This window comes from Nocardioides glacieisoli, assembly GCF_004137245.1.
Taxonomy (GTDB): domain Bacteria; phylum Actinomycetota; class Actinomycetes; order Propionibacteriales; family Nocardioidaceae; genus Nocardioides; species Nocardioides glacieisoli.
The window spans coordinates 18036-33296 of sequence record NZ_SDWS01000014.1; the positions used below are offsets into that span (position 1 = coordinate 18036).

A 15261-nucleotide genomic window follows, 5' to 3' on the forward strand; every position below is an offset into this window, starting at 1 on the left:
CCACACCGGGCCTCCCCCGAACAAGGGAAGTTGCTGCACGCCCGGATTGGGCTAGTCCATGGGCAGCTATTTCGTCTCCGGATGTATCACGGAGAACTTCACCCGCAGGGATGAAGCGGGCCAGATGAGGGCCCGGACTTCGGTCAGGGCGAGACGCGCGAGGTGAGGAGACGAAGCGTCGTCTGGAGGTCCTCGAACTCCTGCGGGTCGAGGCCGAGCTGGTCCTTCATGTCGCACTGGATCCGCTCGGCGTGCTGGCGCAGCGACTCCCCCTTGCCGGCCAGGGAGACCACGACGAAGCGCTCGTCGGCGTTGTCGCGACGACGCTCCACGAGCCCGGAGGACTCCATCCGCTTGAGCAGTGGCGTCAGCGTGCCGTGGTCGAGGCGCAGCTGCTCGCCCAGCTCGCGGACGGTCAGGCTCTCGTGCTCCCACAGGACGATCAGCACGAGGTACTGGGGATAGGTGATCCCCAGCTCGGTGAGGGCGGGTCGGTAGGCCGCGGTCACCGCGCGCGATGCGGCATAGAGGTCGAAGCAGAGCTGCTCAGCCAGCGGCGGCGCGTGGATCTTCCCCATGTCGCACATTCTGCCTCACGAACCAGTACATTGTGCGCAATTGGTTTGTGCGCAAGGCATGAAGCGCAGCGGGGAGTCTTGGGAGGGCGCCTGTGGCCGGACGATCGAGCACTCGAGCCGATGCGCGCCGCGGGCTCGAAGAGCTGCTGCTGCTGTCCGGGCGCGGTGACGCCGAGGCCTTCGCCGGGGTGTACGACGAGCTGGCTCCGCAGGTCTACGGCCTCGCCATGCGCCTGCTCGGAGACGCCGCCGCGGCCGAGGCCGTCACGGTGGAGGCCTTCCTCGAGGCGTGGCGGCGGGCACCGTCGTACGACCCGACGACGTCGAGCGCCGCAGCATGGGTCCTGGTCCTGTCCCACCGCCTCGCCGTGCGGACCGCCCGCGGCTCGGGGCCCGCGGGACGGGACGCGGCGACGGGCCCGCGTCCCGACTCGCCGCTCCTCGCGGCCGGGTTGTCGCCGTGCCAGGCGCACGCGGTCGAGCTCGCCTACTTCGACGGCCTCGACCACCTGCAGGTCGCCGCCCTGCTGGACTGCGCGGAGCCGGTGCCGGCACTCGTCACCGACGGGCTGGAGCTGCTGGCATCGGCCGACTCCCGGCGATGAGACCGAGCGGGCACCCGGCCGGTAGATTCGCGCGGTGCCCGACGCCCGCCCCCGCCGTACGTTCGCCGTCATCAGCCACCCCGATGCCGGCAAGTCGACGCTGACCGAGGCTCTCGCCCTGCACGCCCGGGTGATCACCGAGGCCGGCGCGGTCCACGGCAAGGGCGACCGCCGCGCGACGGTGTCCGACTGGATGGCGATGGAGAAGGCGCGCGGCATCTCGATCACGTCCGCGGCGCTGCAGTTCGTCTACCGCGACCACGTGATCAACCTCGTCGACACCCCCGGCCACAGCGACTTCTCCGAGGACACCTACCGCGTGCTGTCCGCGGTCGACTCGGCCGTGATGCTGGTCGACGCCGGAAAGGGCCTCGAGCCGCAGACGCTCAAGCTCTTCAAGGTCTGCGCCCTGCGCGGCATCCCGGTGATGACCGTCATCAACAAGTGGGACCGCCCCGGCCTCTCGGCCCTCGAGCTGATGGACCTGATCCAGGCCAAGATCGGGCTGCGGCCCACTCCCCTGACCTGGCCGGTCGGCGAGGCGGGCGACTTCCGCGGCGTGCTGGACCGCCGCACCGGCGAGTTCGTGAAGTACACCCGCACCGCCGGTGGTGCGACGCGCGCCCCCGAACGACGGATGTCGTCGGACGAGGTGGAGGACGACGACGTACGCCTCTGGCAGGAGGCGGTCGAGGAGCACGAGCTGCTCACCCTCGACGAGGCCGACCACGACCAGGCCCGCTTCCTGGCCGGCGAGACCACGCCCGTCATGTTCGCCTCGGCGCTGCAGAACTTCGGCGTCGCGCAGCTGCTCGACCTGCTGCTCGACATCGCCCCCGACCCGAGCCCGACGGAGGGCGTCGACGGGTCGGTGCGCGACGTGGTCGACGACTTCAGCGCGTTCATCTTCAAGGTGCAGTCGGGGATGAACAACCTGCACCGCGACCGGCTGGCCTACGCCCGCGTCGTGTCCGGGACCTTCGAGCGCGGCATGGTCGTCACCCATGCCGGGACCGGCAAGCCGTTCGCGACGAAGTTCGCCCAGTCCGTCTTCGGCCGGGACACCTCGTCGGTCGAGACGGCCGAGCCCGGCGACATCGTCGGCTTCGTCAACGCCCAGTCGCTGCGCGTCGGCGACACGGTCTACGTCGGAGACGCGATCGAGTACCCGCCGGTCCCGAGCTTCGCGCCCGAGCACTTCGTCACCGCCAGCGCCGGCGACATCGGCCGCTACAAGCAGTTCCGGCGCGGCATCGAGCAGCTCGACCAGGAGGGCGTGGTGCAGGTGCTGCGCTCCGACCTGCGCGGCGACCAGAACCCGGTGCTCGCAGCGGTCGGCCCGATGCAGTTCGAGGTCGTCGAGGACCGGATGACCAACGAGTTCAACTCGCCGATCCGGTTCTCCCGACTCGACTACCAGGTCGCCCGACGCACCGACGCCGCCGGCGCCACGGCCCTTGCCGGCATGCGCGGCGTCGAGGTCCTCCAGCGCAGCGACGGCACGCACATGGCGCTGTTCGTCGACCAGTGGCGCGCGATGGTCACCGCCCGCGACAACCCGGAGATCATGCTCGAGGCGCTGCCCGCCGGCGGCGCCTGAGCCGGGTTCGATCGGGCTCGAATGGACGTCGGCCCTGAGGGGTACGCCGAACACATGGAACCCATCCCCCAGACGCTGCAGGCCTTCAGCGAGCTGGACGCGGTGCTGGACGACCAGGCCCTGCTCACCCTGCTGCGCACGACGGCCGACCGCGCCCACGAGGTCGTGCCCGGGCTGGTCGGGGTCAGCGTCGCCTCCCGCGACCAGGGTGTCACCTTCACGCTCGTGGCGACCGCAGAGGAGATCGCCGTCCTCGACGCCGTGCAGTACGTCGCCAGCGGTCCGTGCGTCGACGCGATGGACCTCGGCCACGGGATCACGACCTCCGCCGGAGGGCTGCTCGACGAGGACCGGTGGTCGGACTTCGCACGGGCGAGCGCCGCAGCCGGGATCCACAGCACCCTGACCCTGCCGGTCCTGGACGGGGACGAGGTGGTGGGGACGGTCAACTTCTACGGTCGGAGCAAGGACACGTTCCTCCACCACCACGACACGCTGGCCGACATCTTCGGCGCCTCGGCGCCCGGCGCCGTGGCAGACGCCGACATGTCCTTCGCGACCCGCGACGTGGCGGAGCAGGCTCCGGAGCTGCTGCGTCAGTCCGCGCTGGTGGCCACCGCGACCGGCATCCTGGCGGCCCAGCGCGGGACCTCCGTCGCGGACGCGCGCACGCACCTCGAGAGCGCGGCCCGGCGCGCCGGCATCACCGTCGAGCTCCTGGCTGCCGTGGTGGTCAAGCTGCACCGCGATGGGGAATGAGGACCCGGCCCTCAGGGACGCCCCGCGTATCGTCGAGGGAGTGAACCCGCCCGTGTCGACGACCGTCTCCCTCGGCAACCGCTTCGCGACCGAGCTCGCCGAGCTCGCCCTGCCGTGGCAGGCCGCCGAGACGCCGGACCCGCAGCTGCTGGTGGTCAACGACGCGCTGGCGGCCGACCTCGGCCTCGACCCGTCCTGGCTGCGCACCGAGGAGGGCATCGGCCTCCTCACCGGCACGGCGGTCCCGGAGGGGGCGACGCCGGTCGCCCAGGCCTACGCCGGCCACCAGTTCGGCGGCTACTCCCCTCGTCTCGGCGACGGCCGCGCGCTGCTGGTGGGTGAGCTCGGTGCGCACGACCTCCACCTCAAGGGCTCGGGACGCACGCCGTTCTCGCGCGGCGGTGACGGCTTCGCCGCGGTGGGCCCGATGCTGCGGGAGTACGTCGTCAGCGAGGCGATGCACGCCCTCGGCATCCCGACCACGCGCTCGCTCGCGGTCGTCGCGACCGGCCGCCCGGTGCGGCGCGAGGCCGTCCTGCCGGGTGCCGTGCTGGCCCGCGTCGCGAGCAGCCACCTACGGGTCGGGACCTTCCAGTACGCCCGCTCCACCGGCGACGCCGACCTGCTGCGCCAGCTGGCCGACCACGCGATCGCCCGACACCACCCGCACGCCGCGGACGCCGAGCAGCCCTACGTCGCGTTCTTCGAGTCGGTCATGCAGGCGCAGGCGTCGCTGGTCGCGCAGTGGATGCTGGTCGGCTTCGTCCACGGAGTCATGAACACCGACAACATGACGATCTCCGGGGAGACCATCGACTACGGGCCGTGCGCCTTCCTCGACGCCTTCGACCCGACGACGGTCTTCAGCTCGATCGACGAGCAGGGCCGCTACGCCTTCGGCAACCAGCCGATCGTCGCGGAGTGGAACCTGGCCCGCTTCGCCGAGTCGATCCTGCCGCTGCTCGCCGACGACGAGAGCGAGGGTGTCGAGATCGCGACCGCGTCGCTGCGCACCTTCCGCGACCGCTACTCCGCCGCCTGGTCGGCGGGCATGCGGGCGAAGCTCGGCATCGCGGACGCCGACGACGCCGTTGCGCGGCCCCTGGTCGCGGACCTGGTCGCGCTGATGACCGCAGGCCACCCCGACCACACCGGCTTCTTCCGCACCCTCGCCACCGCCGCTCGGGGCGATGCCGAGCCGGCGCGCGGGATGTTCCTCGACCTGGCGGGCTTCGACGCCTGGGCCGAGCGCTGGCTCGCCCTCTCCCCCGACGCCGACGCGATGGACCGGGTCAACCCGGCCTACGTCCCGCGCAACCACCTCGTCGAGGACGCCCTGTCCGCCGCGACCGGCGGCGACCTCGGCCCCGTCGAGCGGCTCCTGTCCGTGCTCGCTGCGCCGTACGACGTACGACCTGGGCTGGAGGAGTTCGCCGAGCCCGCCCCCGACTCGTTCGGTCAGTACACGACCTTCTGCGGCACCTAGGCGCAGCTCAGGCCGAGCGGCGACGGAGGCACAGGCCCGCGGCCAGGAGGGCCACGACGCCGACCAGACCTGCCGCGACGGGCCACCCCGAGGCGCCGGACGACGACCTGACGTCGTCGTCGATCCGCAGGGCCTCGTCCACCGCGACCGACGGTGTCGTCGGGTCCCCCAGCAACCGCTGGACCGCGACCAGCCGTCGAGGCGTGACCGGGGCGGTGCCACCGCACGAGCTCGCCGTCGGCACGCCACCCTCCGCGGTGGTGAAGAAGACATAGCGGCGGTCGACGACCATGCCGTCCAGGCCGCACGAGGCACCGGACATCGCCGACTCGAACACGGCGACAGCGCCGACGTCGCCCTGGTAGACCCCGTCGACCGCGACCGTGTAAGTAACCGGGTCGGTGCTGCTCATGACCTGTCGCTTCGGCGGTCCCACGATCTCGACCAACGTGCCGACGAAGACCGCGTCGGCGTACGCGACGTACTCCGGGACGCGCTGGAACGCGCACGAGCACGCGAGTGCCGGTCCGGCGCCTCCGGTGACCACGATGCCGAACGACGCGAGGACCGTCAGCAGGACCGAGGCGAAGAGGCGCATGTCCATGCGACGCCCCGGGTCGGTGTGGCGTTCCCGGCGCACACATGTCCGAGTTGTGACCCTTGGTGGCGGGCTACGGATCCTGAGCTCCGCATGACGTCGTGCGCGTTCTGCTGTCAGCAGAACGACGGGCCAACGACGAGCACCCGTGGCTAGATTCGGTCCATGGGCGAGGTCGTGCGGTTCCCGAGTCAGGCTCCCTCCAGCGTCGACGATGCACCCGAGCCGCTGTGGCGCGAGCTCGTCGGCGAGGAGCTCCACCGCGAGCGGTCCGCGCGCGGCGAGCGGCTCAAGGACGTGGCCGAGCGGGCCGGCGTCTCGATGCAGTACCTCTCCGAGGTCGAGCGCGGCCTCAAGGACCCCTCGTCGGAGATGTTGCAGGCGATCGCCGGCGCGCTCGACCTGAGCGTCCGCGAGCTCGCGGTCCGCACGGCACGCCCGGAGGCCCTGGCCCTAGCGGCCTGACGGAGTCAGCGTCGCCGGCGCCTGGTCGTGCAGGACGGTGTCGACGATGCCGTAGTCGACCGCGGCCGCACCGGGCAGCACGAGCGTGCGGTCGGTGTCCTGGCGGATCTGCTCGGGCGTACGACCGGTGTGCTGGGCGAGCACCTCCTCCAGCTCGAGCCGCACCCGCGCGACCTCGTCGGCCTCGAGGATCAGGTCCGGGATCGTCCCGCGGCCCTGGGTCGCCGGCTGGTGGAGCACGACGCGACCGTGCGGCAGGATCGCGCGGCTGCCCGGCGCTCCCCCGGCCAGCAGCACCGCGGCGGTCCACGCCGCCTGCCCGACGCACACCGTCTCGACGCGCGGCTTCACGAACTGCATCGCGTCGTAGATCGCGAGCATCGCCGAGATCGAGCCACCGGGTGAGTTGATGTAGAGGCTCATCGGCAGCTCGGGGTTCTCCGACGACAGGTGCAGCAGCTGCGCGATCACGGCGTTGGCGACGCCGTCGTCGATCTCGGTGCCGAGGTAGACGATCCGCTCGGACAGCAGCCGGGAGTAGAGGTCGAGGGTCCGCTCGCCGCGCGGCGTCTGCTGCACGACGTACGGGATCGTGTAGGTGCTCATCGCACACCCGCCAGACCGACCGGGCGCCCCTGGGACGGGGTCACGTGGTCGACCGTGGTGATGACCTGGTCGACGAAGCCGTACGCCAGCGCGTCCTCCGCGCTGAACCACCGGTCGCGCCGTGAGTCGCGCTCGATCGTCTCCCGGCTCTGGCCGGTGTGCCCCGCCACCAGTCCGATGACCGTGTCGCGGGTCAACCGCAGGTCCTCGGCCTGGATCTCGATGTCGACGGCCGTCCCGCCGATGCCGGCGGAGCCCTGGTGCAGCAGCACGCGGGAGTGCGGCAGGGCGTACCGCTTGCCGGGTGTCCCCGCCGACAGCAGGAACTGGCCGGCGCTCGCGGCCATCCCCATCGCCAGCGTGCTGACGTCGTTGGGGATCAGCCGCATCACGTCGTGGATGGCGAGCATCGCCGAGACCGAGCCACCGGGCGAGTTGATCCAGAGGCTGATGTCGGCGCGCGGGTCCTCGGCCGACAGGAGGAGCAGCTGGTGCATCAGCCGGTTGCCGTTGCCCTCCCGCAGCTCCTCGCCGAGCACGATGATGCGTTGGTGCATGAGGCGGCGGACCAGCTCGTCCTCGATGCGTTCTGACGTGGGTTGGATGCTCATGCACCCACAGTCGCGCGCCGGCACCGTCCACCACAGGGCGAACTGCTGTGGGCGGATCCGCCCGGAGCGGAGTCAGGCCTCGAAGACGCACTCCCCGTCGATCCACGTCGACCGCACCCGCGCGGCGCCGATCTCGCCCGGCGTCTCGAAGGGGTCGCGGTCGAGGACCACGAGGTCGGCGACGGCCCCGCCCGCGATGCGACCGGCGTCGTTGCGGTGGTTCACCCACGCCGATCCGCTGGTGTAGGCCGCGAAGGCGGTCTCGAGGTCGAGCGCCTGCTCCGGCAGGAACGGCTCGGTGCCGGCCGGCGCGGGTTCGTCGTACGCCGTCCGGTGCACGGCCGTGTGGATGGCGGCGAGCGGGTCGGGGGTGCTCACCGGCCAGTCGCTCCCCGCGACGAGGCGGGCGCCCGCGCGGTGCAGGTCGCCGAAGGGGTACTGCCGGGCCGCGCGCTCCTCGCCGAGGAACGGGATCGTCAGATCAGTCATCTGGTCGTCGAGGCAGGCCCACAGGGCCTGGATGTTCGCCGCGACACCGAGCTCACCGAAGCGGCCGACGTCGTCGGGGTGCACGAGCTGGAGGTGGGCGATGTGGTGCCTGCGGGTCGGATCGGTGCCCTCGAAGGCGTCGAGCGCCTCCCGCACGCCTCGGTCGCCGAGCCCGTGGACGTGGACCTGGAAGCCGAGGCGGTCGAGCTCGCGGACGTGGCCGCGCAGCGCCTGCGGATCGACGAAGGACAGACCGGTGTTGGACGTCGCGTGGCCGCACCGGTCGAGGTAGGGCTCGACGAGCGCGGCGGTCCCGTTCTCCGCGACGCCGTCCTGCATCACCTTGACCGCGGTCGGCGCGAACCGGCCGACCGACCAGTCACCGCGCCTGGCGACGAGGTCGGCGATCTGCTCCGCTCCACGGTCGCGCTCCCACCACAGCGCGCCGACGACCGCGCTGACGAGGTCGCCGCGAGCGGCCGCCCGGGCGTAGGTCGGTCCGACGTCGCGCATGCCGGCATAGGCACCGACGATCGCGTCCTGCCAGCTCGTGATGCCGAGCGAGTGGAGGTGGCGCTGGCCCTCCAGCAGACCGGCGTACATCTCGTCGTCGTCCACGGCCGGCAGCACGTCGGACAGCAGCGCCATCGCGCCCTCGTGCAGCACGCCGGTCGGTGTCCCGTCGGCGTCCCGCTCGACGTGCCCGTCCGCCGGGTCCGACGTGGCGGCGGTGATGCCGGCGAGCTCGAGGGCACGCGAGCTGACCCACATGCCGTGGTGGTCGCGGTTGGCGAGCGCGACCGCCCGCCCCGGCACGGCCCGGTCGAGGTCGGCCGCGGTCGGCAGGCCGCCGGGGAAGGCGGCCATCGCCCAGCCCCCGCCCTGGATCCACTCGAGGTCGGGGTGGGCGAACGCGTAGTCCGCGATGTGGCGGAGGTAGGCGTCGCGCTCGAACGGGAGCCCGCTCAGGTCGCACGCCAGCCGCTCCAGCCCGCCCTGCACGGGGTGGACGTGGGCGTCGGTGAAGCCCGGGAGGAGCAGGCCGCCGTCGACGTCCACGACGCTCGCACCGACGGGTGCGTCGCCCTCGCCGACGGCGACGATGCGACCCGCGGAGACCACGACGTCACCGACGCTCCCCCGGTGGCGGAAGCCGTCGAAGACCGATGCGTTCCTGAAGACCGTGACGCTCACCCGCTCATCCTGCACCCCGCCGCTCTCCGCTACCTTCGATGACCATGTCGACCATCTCGGGCACCGACCAGGAGCGCGGCCTCGCCCGCCTCGCCCAGCGCAGTGCGGCCTGGACGGAGAAGTGGTTCCCTGACGCCTACGTGTTCGCGCTGGCGGGCGTCGTGCTCGTCTCGGTCGCGGCGATGGCCAACGGATCGAGCCCCGTCCACGTCGCCGAGACCTTCGGCGGCGGCTTCTGGGACCTCGCCACCTTCACGCTGCAGATGGCGATGGTGGTGCTCACCGGGTACGTCGTCGCGACCTCGCCGCCGGTGGCGCGGATCATCGAGCGGATCGCCCTCTACCCCAGCACCCCGCGCGGCGCCGTGGCCTTCGTGGCGCTCCTGTCGTGCCTCGTCTCGATGCTCAACTGGGGCCTCAGCCTCGTCTTCAGCGGCCTGCTCGCACGGGCGATCGCCCGGCGCAGCGACCTGCGCGCGGACTACCGCGCCCTGGGCGCCGCGGCCTACCTCGGGCTCGGCGCCGTGTGGGCACTCGGCCTCTCCTCGTCCGCCGCGCAGCTCCAGGCCACGCCCGAGTCGCTGCCGCCCGAGCTGCTCGAGATCACCGGCGTGCTCGACTTCGGGGCGACCATCCTGACGTGGCAGTCGCTCGTCATGGCCGCGGTCCTCATCGCGCTGAGCGTCGCCGTCGCCTGGGCCTCCGCGCCCCAGGGCAAGGCGGTCCGGACGGCCGAGGACATGGACGTCGACCTGTCCGACGACGTCCAGCCCCTGGCCGAGCGCACCCGCCCGGGTGAGTGGCTGGAGTACTCCCGCATCCTGCCGATCCTGATCGGACTGCTCACCCTCGGCTGGCTGATCCAGCAGTTCGCGACGCTGCCGTTCCTGAGCGTGATCAGCAGCCTCAACGGCTACCTGATGGTCTTCCTCATCCTCGGCCTCGTGCTCCACGGCACCCCGCGCGGCTTCCTCAACGCCGTGACGCGCGCCGTGCCGACCACCGCCGGCGTGCTCGTCCAGTTCCCGCTGTACGCCGCCATGGCCGCGGTCCTGACCCGCGCGGAGGGCCGCGGAGGTGTCACCGTCTCCGAGCACCTCGCCGACCTCTTCACCAGCGTCGGTGGTGGCGGCGCCTTCGCGGTGGTGATCGCGCTCTACACCGCGTTCCTCGGCCTGCTCGTCCCCTCGGGCGGCGGCAAGTGGCTCGTCGAGGCGCCGTACGTCATGCAGTCGGCGACCGACGTCGGGATGAACCTCGGCTGGACGGTGCAGATCTACAACGCCGCCGAGGCGCTGCCCAACCTGGTCAACCCGTTCTTCATGCTGCCGCTGCTCGCCGTGCTCGGCGTGCGGGCCAGGGACCTGGTCGGCTTCACGTTCCTGCAGTTCGTCTTCCACCTGCCGGTGGTGCTCCTGCTGCTGTGGCTGCTCGGCATGACGTTCGAGTTCGTCCCGCCGGTCGCGCCGTAGGTCCCGGAACTGCGACGTTGTCCCGCCGGACTAGCGTCAGGTCATGGGCGAGGAGCAGCTGCGCAGCGCGGTGGACGCGGCGATGCTGCCGATCGTCGCCTCGCTCGGGCCGGCCGGTGTGGTGTCGGCGCACTGGCTGCCGGACCGCGCGGGCGAGCCGGTGGTGTGGGTGCGGGTCAGGGACGAGGCGTCGCGCGTCGCCGTCGAGTCGTACGCCTGGGTGCTGCCGCAGGTGCAGATCATCCTGACCCGCCTCGCCGTGCCGCCCGAGATGGTGATGCGGTTGCGGATGGAGGTCACCTCGGCCGAGGCCGAGGACCGGCTCTTCGAGGGCTGAGCCCCCCGGCTCGCTACCGTGTCCACGACCGCGACGACCAACGACGACGAGGGAGGCACCGTGCCGGCTCGAGACGACGTGGGCGATGCCGACGCCGCGCTGGTCGCGGGCGAGGCACCGCCGTCACGTTCCCAGCGGTTGAGCCGCGAGCGGGTGGTCGAGGCGGCCCTGGCCCACATCGACGCCAACGGCCTCGCGGGGTTGTCGATGCGCCGCCTCGGGTCCGACCTCGGCGTCGAGGCGATGGCGCTCTACCGCCACGTCGCCGGCAAGGAGGAGCTGCTCGACGCGATCGTCGAGCACCTGATGGCGACCATGTGGGCCGACGAGGAGATCAAGCAGCAGCCGGTCCACGGCTGGCAGGACTTCCTCCAGCGCCTGGCCCACGGCGTCCGACGCGTGGCGCTCGCCCATCCCCAGGCGTTCCCCCTGGTCGCCTCGCGGCCGACCGAGGCCCCGTGGCTCCGCCCACCCCTGCGCAGCCTGGACTGGGTCGAGGTCTTCCTGCGCGGCCTGACGGACGAGGGCTTCACCGACGAGGCGGCAGTGGCGGCCTACCGCGCCTTCACCAGCTTCCTGCTCGGGCACCTGCTGCTCGAGGTCTCGATCAGGGGGGCCGACGTCGGCCCCCTCGACGTCCTCGAGCCCGCCGAGCACGACCCGTCCGCACTGGACCCCTTCCCGCTCGTTCGCCGCCTGCGCCCCGGCCTGTCCGACGACCGGTCCGCGGTGGAGTTCGAGGAGTCGCTGGAGTCCCTCCTCGACCGGTTGACGCTGGTCCGCACCGAGCACCTCGAGCGCTGATCCTCGTCCCTGGAGACGCGGCAGGACCGAGGCGGGACCTCGCCTCGAAGGGTGTGACCCGTTTCCCAACACTCGCGCGCCGTGGTTCTGTTTACAACGTAAACATCCGCTTCAGTGAGAAGGACCGCGTCACATGCGACAGAATCTCGAGAACGGCCTCCGCGACGGCATCAGCACGATCGCGGAGTTCCTGCCCAAGCTGGTGCTCTTCCTGGTCATCCTGCTCATCGGGCTCCTCATCGCCAAGGCCATCAGCAAGGCCGCCAACGCGCTCCTCGAGAAGGCCGGCTTCGACCGGGCCGTCGAGCGGGGCGGGGTCAAGAAGGCGCTGTCGGGCTCGAAGATGGACGCCAGCGACATCGTCGCCAAGCTCGTCTACTACGCGCTCGCGCTCTTCGTGCTGCAGCTCGCGTTCGGCGTCTTCGGCCCCAACCCGATCAGCGACCTGCTGACCGAGGTCATCCGCTTCATCCCGAGCCTGGTGGTCGCGATCATCATCCTCGTGGTCGCCTCGGCGATCGCGGCGGCCGTGAAGGTCCTCGTGCAGAACAGCCTCGGCGGGCTGTCGTACGGCAACACGCTGGCCACCATCGCCTCGATCTTCGTGCTGTTCCTCGGCATCGTCGCCGCGCTCAACCAGGTCGGCGTCGCCACCACGGTGACCACCCCGGTGCTCGTCGCGATCCTGGCCACCGTGGCCGGCGTGATCATCGTCGGCGTCGGCGGCGGGCTCATCAAGCCGATGCAGCACCGCTGGGAGGGCTACCTCACCACGGCCGAGGCCGAGGCTCCGCGCATCAAGCAGGAGGCCGCCAACGCCCCGAGCGTGACGGAGCAGGCCCGCCAGGCCGGCGCCCACGCGACCACGTCGATGCAGTCGACCCCGTCGAACCCGTCGAACCCGTCGAACCCGTCGGGTGGCACGACCGGCACGTACTGACGCACCACTGCTGTGAGAGGGGGCGCTCCGACCGGAGCGCCCCTTCTGCGCTGTTCAGGCCCGGCGGATCCTGATCGCACCCTTCGCGGTCGACGGATCGACGACCTTGCCGCCCTGCGTGATGACCACCTCGCCCCGGTCGACCAGCCGCCGGGCCGCTCGACGCGCCGGCTCCATCAACCCGCGCCAGGTCTCCTCGTCGTCGCCGCCGACGGCCCGCGCGGCGTCAGACGGGCAGATCGTCGACGTACGGGCGCGCTGGGCGAGCAGGTCGAGGATCGTCGCCTCGAGGCGTCGGTCGACGTCGTTGACGCCGCGCTTGCGGCACGCAGTCGAGCAGTAGCGGACCTGGTCCCAGTCGCGCTCCCACTTCTTGCGCCACTCGATGGTGCGCCCGCAGGACTGGCAGGTCTTCGGCTCGGGTGCCATGTCCCCAGTGTGCAGGCACCTGTGAGACTGGCGGCATGCGTGCACTCGTCCAGCCCCAGTTCGGCGACCCGGCCGAGGTCCTCTCCGTCCAGGACGTCCCGGCCCCGGAGCCCGGTCCCGGCCAGGCACTCGTCCGCGTGCTGCTCTCGCCGATCCACAACCACGACCTCTGGACGGTGCGCGGCAGCTACGGCTTCAAGCCCGAGATGCCCGCCCGCGCGGGCACCGAGGCGGTCGGGGTGGTCGAGGCGCTCGGCGAGGGCGTCGAGCACCTCGAGGTCGGCCAGCGGGTCGCGAGCGGCGGATCGTTCGGCGCGTGGGCGGAGCTCATCGTGGCTCCCGCCGCCGGGCTGATCCCGGTGCCCGACGCGATCTCCGACGAGGCGGCGGCGCAGCTGGTCTCGATGCCGTTCAGCGCGATCGCGCTGGTCGACTTCCTCGAGCTGTCCGAGGGCGACTGGATCGTCCAGAACGCCGCCAACGGTGCGGTCGGGCGCCTCGTCGCCCAGCTCGCGGCCCCGCGCGGCATCAACGTCCTCGGGCTCGTCCGCCGGGCGGATGGCGTGGCCGAGCTCCGCGAGCAGGGCATCGAACGGATCGTCGCGACCGACGAGGACGGCTGGCGCGACCGGGTCCGCGAGATCGTCGGCGACGCACCGGTCGTGGCCGGCGTCGACTCGGTCGGCGGCTCCGCTGCCGGCGACGTGGTCTCCCTGCTCGCCGAGGACGGCGTGCTCGTCGTCTTCGGCGCGATGGCCTCCCCCACCCTCGAGATCTCGTCGGGCGACGTGATCTTCAAGCAGGTCGTGGTGAAGGGCTTCTGGGGCAGCAAGGTGTTCCCCGCCAAGGACCGCGAGAAGCGGGCCGCGCTGATGGGCGAGCTGGTGAGCGGCATCGCCTCGGGCACGTTGACCCTCCCGGTCGAGAAGGTCTACTCCCTCGACGAGATCGCCGATGCGGCGCGTGCCAGCGCGGAGCCGGGACGCCGCGGGAAGATCCTGCTGCGCCCCTGACCGGCCCCGGTGGCTGTCAGCGCACGACCATGACCGGGCAGGTGGCCCGGTGCAGCACGGCCTGGCTGACCGACCCGAGCAGCAGGCCGCTGAAGTAGCCGAGTCCCCGCGATCCCACGACCACCAGCGACGCGCTGGCCGACGCGTCCGCGAGGCAGCGGCCGGGCTCCACCGCCAGCACCTCCTGCTCGAGGCGTACGTCGGGGTGGTCCTCGCGCATGCCGGCGACGCTCTCGGCGAGGAGCCGCTCACGGTCCGCGGTGTCCACGCTCCGGGGAGCGGCAGCCCACACGTCCGTCGAGGGCGCGTGCGCGCGGAAGCCGTGGATCGCGACGACCGTCTCGCCCGTGGTCTCCGCGCGGTCGCAGGCGTAGTGGAGCGCGTGCGAGCTGGCCTGCGATCCGTCGATGCCGACGATGATCCGTCGGGCCTCGGAGTCGCGTGTCTCGCGGACGACCACGACCGGGCAGGTCGCGTGCCGAGCGAGGTGCTGGCTGACCGAGCCCAGGAGTGCCTCCCCCGCCGCCCCGTGACCGTGGCTGCCGAGCACGAGGACCGACGCGGACGCCGACGCCTGCACGAGCTCGGGCACCACGGCACCGGTGCGCTGTTCGGTGGTCACATCGGTCACGCCGTCGTCGGCGAGGGCCTTCTCGGCCTGCTCGAGCAGTGCGGAGGAGTCGAGGACGTAGCCCTCGGTGACGACGACCATCCCACCGACCCCGCCCCACGTCGGCGAGAGGACCTCGTTGACGGCCAGCACGTGCAGGGGCACGCCGGTGCGGAGGGACTCGTCGGCGGCCCAGGTCAGCGCGCGTCGCGCGTCGAGCGAGCCGTCGTACGCCAGCAGGAGGGGCAGTGTGGTGGTCATGCCACCAGCGTGGCGGCAACCGCCGCGCGCCGGCAGAGGCGTTGGTCCCCGGCCCGCGGGACCTCGGTCCCGGCGGTCAGTCGACCTTCAGCTCACCGAGCTCGTTCCAGTCGTCCTGGTCGACCTCCTGGCTGACGATCTTCGGCGTCGAGGCGAGGTAGGGCGGGAGCTCGGCCTGGGCGGCCCTGAAGTGGTCCGACGAGACGTGGGCCCCGCCCGCGTCGCCGTCGCGGAACGCCTCGACCAGGACGTACTCGTTCGGGTCGTCGAGGCTGCGCGACCAGTCGAACCACAGGCAGCCCTCCTCCGCGCGGGTGGCCTCCGTGAAGGACCGGGAGATCTCCGGCCAGTCCTCGGCGTGCTCGGGCAGGACGGCGAACTTGGCGGTGATGAAGATCAAGGTG

The 15261-nt window shown here is 71.9% G+C and carries 18 protein-coding genes; 10 read left to right on the forward strand and 8 right to left on the reverse strand.

Features of this window, described 5'->3' with window-relative positions; genetic code table 11:
* Nucleotides 1–143: 143 nt before the first annotated feature.
* Nucleotides 144–578, reverse strand: coding sequence for a MarR family winged helix-turn-helix transcriptional regulator (locus EUA06_RS20825; protein WP_129479378.1), 435 nt, complete (start codon nt 576–578; stop codon nt 144–146).
* A gap of 92 nt (nt 579–670) precedes the next feature.
* On the opposite strand from EUA06_RS20825, the gene EUA06_RS20830 reads away from it, so the two are divergent.
* From EUA06_RS20830 to EUA06_RS20845, 4 genes are read left to right on the forward strand one after another with little or no spacing between them, the layout of a single operon-like run.
* On the forward strand, nt 671–1183 hold the full coding sequence (locus EUA06_RS20830) for a sigma factor (RefSeq protein WP_129479380.1): 513 nt from the start codon (nt 671–673) through the stop codon (nt 1181–1183).
* A gap of 34 nt (nt 1184–1217) precedes the next feature.
* Entirely contained in the window at nt 1218–2783 is a 1566-nt protein-coding gene (locus EUA06_RS20835; protein ID WP_129479382.1) for a peptide chain release factor 3, read from the forward strand.
* 54 nt (nt 2784–2837) lie between these two features.
* Nucleotides 2838–3542 (forward strand): GAF domain-containing protein, encoded by a 705-nt coding sequence (locus EUA06_RS20840; protein ID WP_165354483.1) that lies wholly within the window; start codon nt 2838–2840, stop codon nt 3540–3542.
* Between the two features lie 40 nt (nt 3543–3582).
* Nucleotides 3583–5028 carry a protein adenylyltransferase SelO gene (locus EUA06_RS20845; protein WP_242498297.1) on the forward strand — a complete coding sequence of 482 codons (1446 nt, stop codon included), beginning with the start codon at nt 3583–3585 and terminating at the stop codon, nt 5026–5028.
* Nucleotides 5029–5035: 7 nt separating this feature from the next.
* Here the strand turns inward: EUA06_RS20845 and EUA06_RS20850 are convergent, their stop codons facing one another.
* The gene (locus tag EUA06_RS20850) at nt 5036–5632 is read right to left on the reverse strand and encodes a hypothetical protein (protein ID WP_129479388.1); all 597 of its coding nucleotides are present in this window, start codon (nt 5630–5632) and stop codon (nt 5036–5038) included.
* Nucleotides 5633–5791: 159 nt separating this feature from the next.
* Between EUA06_RS20850 and EUA06_RS20855 the strand changes: the two genes are divergently transcribed.
* Entirely contained in the window at nt 5792–6091 is a 300-nt protein-coding gene (locus EUA06_RS20855) for a helix-turn-helix domain-containing protein (RefSeq protein ID WP_129479389.1), read from the forward strand.
* Here the strand turns inward: EUA06_RS20855 and EUA06_RS20860 are convergent.
* The 3 genes from EUA06_RS20860 to EUA06_RS20870 all read right to left on the reverse strand — a co-directional run bounded on the left by EUA06_RS20860 (nt 6080) and on the right by EUA06_RS20870 (nt 8991).
* Entirely contained in the window at nt 6080–6697 is a 618-nt protein-coding gene (locus EUA06_RS20860; RefSeq protein WP_129479391.1) for a ClpP family protease, read from the reverse strand. The genes EUA06_RS20855 and EUA06_RS20860 overlap by 12 nt on opposite strands.
* Nucleotides 6694–7308: a ClpP family protease gene (locus EUA06_RS20865; protein ID WP_129479393.1), complete on the reverse strand. Its 615-nt coding sequence runs from the start codon at nt 7306–7308 to the stop codon at nt 6694–6696. The genes EUA06_RS20860 and EUA06_RS20865 overlap by 4 nt, the downstream gene beginning before the upstream one ends.
* A 72-nt stretch (nt 7309–7380) precedes the next feature.
* Entirely contained in the window at nt 7381–8991 is a 1611-nt protein-coding gene (locus EUA06_RS20870; RefSeq protein WP_129479395.1) for an amidohydrolase, read from the reverse strand.
* Between the two features lie 38 nt (nt 8992–9029).
* On the opposite strand from EUA06_RS20870, the gene EUA06_RS20875 reads away from it, so the two are divergent.
* The 4 genes from EUA06_RS20875 to EUA06_RS20890 all read left to right on the forward strand — a co-directional run bounded on the left by EUA06_RS20875 (nt 9030) and on the right by EUA06_RS20890 (nt 12544).
* Complete coding sequence (locus EUA06_RS20875) at nt 9030–10463, forward strand: short-chain fatty acid transporter (RefSeq protein WP_129479397.1); 1434 nt, start codon at nt 9030–9032, stop codon at nt 10461–10463.
* Between the two features lie 43 nt (nt 10464–10506).
* Nucleotides 10507–10800, forward strand: a complete 294-nt coding sequence (locus EUA06_RS20880) for a hypothetical protein (protein ID WP_129479398.1) — start codon at nt 10507–10509, stop codon at nt 10798–10800.
* A gap of 18 nt (nt 10801–10818) precedes the next feature.
* Nucleotides 10819–11604 carry a TetR/AcrR family transcriptional regulator C-terminal domain-containing protein gene (locus tag EUA06_RS20885; RefSeq protein ID WP_207208479.1) on the forward strand — a complete coding sequence of 262 codons (786 nt, stop codon included), beginning with the start codon at nt 10819–10821 and terminating at the stop codon, nt 11602–11604.
* A gap of 133 nt (nt 11605–11737) precedes the next feature.
* A complete protein-coding gene (locus tag EUA06_RS20890) occupies nt 11738–12544 on the forward strand; it encodes a mechanosensitive ion channel family protein (RefSeq protein ID WP_129479399.1) in 807 nt (268 codons plus the stop codon).
* A 54-nt stretch (nt 12545–12598) separates the two neighbouring features.
* On the opposite strand, the gene EUA06_RS20895 is transcribed toward EUA06_RS20890, so the two are convergent.
* Nucleotides 12599–12973, reverse strand: coding sequence for a DUF2256 and DUF3253 domain-containing protein (locus EUA06_RS20895; protein WP_129479400.1), 375 nt, complete (start codon nt 12971–12973; stop codon nt 12599–12601).
* 35 nt (nt 12974–13008) lie between these two features.
* Between EUA06_RS20895 and EUA06_RS20900 the strand changes: the two genes are divergently transcribed.
* Complete coding sequence (locus EUA06_RS20900) at nt 13009–13986, forward strand: zinc-binding dehydrogenase (RefSeq protein ID WP_129479402.1); 978 nt, start codon at nt 13009–13011, stop codon at nt 13984–13986.
* Nucleotides 13987–14002: 16 nt separating this feature from the next.
* On the opposite strand, the gene EUA06_RS20905 is transcribed toward EUA06_RS20900, so the two are convergent.
* Together EUA06_RS20905 and EUA06_RS20910 are read right to left on the reverse strand one after the other, a co-directional pair.
* Nucleotides 14003–14857 carry a universal stress protein gene (locus tag EUA06_RS20905; protein WP_129479404.1) on the reverse strand — a complete coding sequence of 285 codons (855 nt, stop codon included), beginning with the start codon at nt 14855–14857 and terminating at the stop codon, nt 14003–14005.
* Between the two features lie 76 nt (nt 14858–14933).
* A complete protein-coding gene (locus tag EUA06_RS20910; RefSeq protein ID WP_129479406.1) occupies nt 14934–15257 on the reverse strand; it encodes a putative quinol monooxygenase in 324 nt (107 codons plus the stop codon).
* Between the last annotated feature and the right edge of the window lie 4 nt (nt 15258–15261).

What these genes read in the sequence shown, in the direction of transcription:
- EUA06_RS20825 (WP_129479378.1), bottom strand. Translation starts at nt 578, where the DNA reads ATGGGGAAGATCCACGCGCCGCCGCTGGCTGAGCAGCTCTGCTTCGAC.
- EUA06_RS20840 (WP_165354483.1), top strand. Translation starts at nt 2,838, where the DNA reads ATGGAACCCATCCCCCAGACGCTGCAGGCCTTCAGCGAGCTGGACGCG.
- EUA06_RS20850 (WP_129479388.1), bottom strand. Translation starts at nt 5,632, where the DNA reads ATGGACATGCGCCTCTTCGCCTCGGTCCTGCTGACGGTCCTCGCGTCG.
- EUA06_RS20855 (WP_129479389.1), top strand. Translation starts at nt 5,792, where the DNA reads ATGGGCGAGGTCGTGCGGTTCCCGAGTCAGGCTCCCTCCAGCGTCGAC.
- EUA06_RS20860 (WP_129479391.1), bottom strand. Translation starts at nt 6,697, where the DNA reads ATGAGCACCTACACGATCCCGTACGTCGTGCAGCAGACGCCGCGCGGC.
- EUA06_RS20865 (WP_129479393.1), bottom strand. Translation starts at nt 7,308, where the DNA reads ATGAGCATCCAACCCACGTCAGAACGCATCGAGGACGAGCTGGTCCGC.
- EUA06_RS20875 (WP_129479397.1), top strand. Translation starts at nt 9,030, where the DNA reads ATGACCATGTCGACCATCTCGGGCACCGACCAGGAGCGCGGCCTCGCC.
- EUA06_RS20880 (WP_129479398.1), top strand. Translation starts at nt 10,507, where the DNA reads ATGGGCGAGGAGCAGCTGCGCAGCGCGGTGGACGCGGCGATGCTGCCG.
- EUA06_RS20890 (WP_129479399.1), top strand. Translation starts at nt 11,738, where the DNA reads ATGCGACAGAATCTCGAGAACGGCCTCCGCGACGGCATCAGCACGATC.
- EUA06_RS20895 (WP_129479400.1), bottom strand. Translation starts at nt 12,973, where the DNA reads ATGGCACCCGAGCCGAAGACCTGCCAGTCCTGCGGGCGCACCATCGAG.
- EUA06_RS20900 (WP_129479402.1), top strand. Translation starts at nt 13,009, where the DNA reads ATGCGTGCACTCGTCCAGCCCCAGTTCGGCGACCCGGCCGAGGTCCTC.
- EUA06_RS20905 (WP_129479404.1), bottom strand. Translation starts at nt 14,857, where the DNA reads ATGACCACCACACTGCCCCTCCTGCTGGCGTACGACGGCTCGCTCGAC.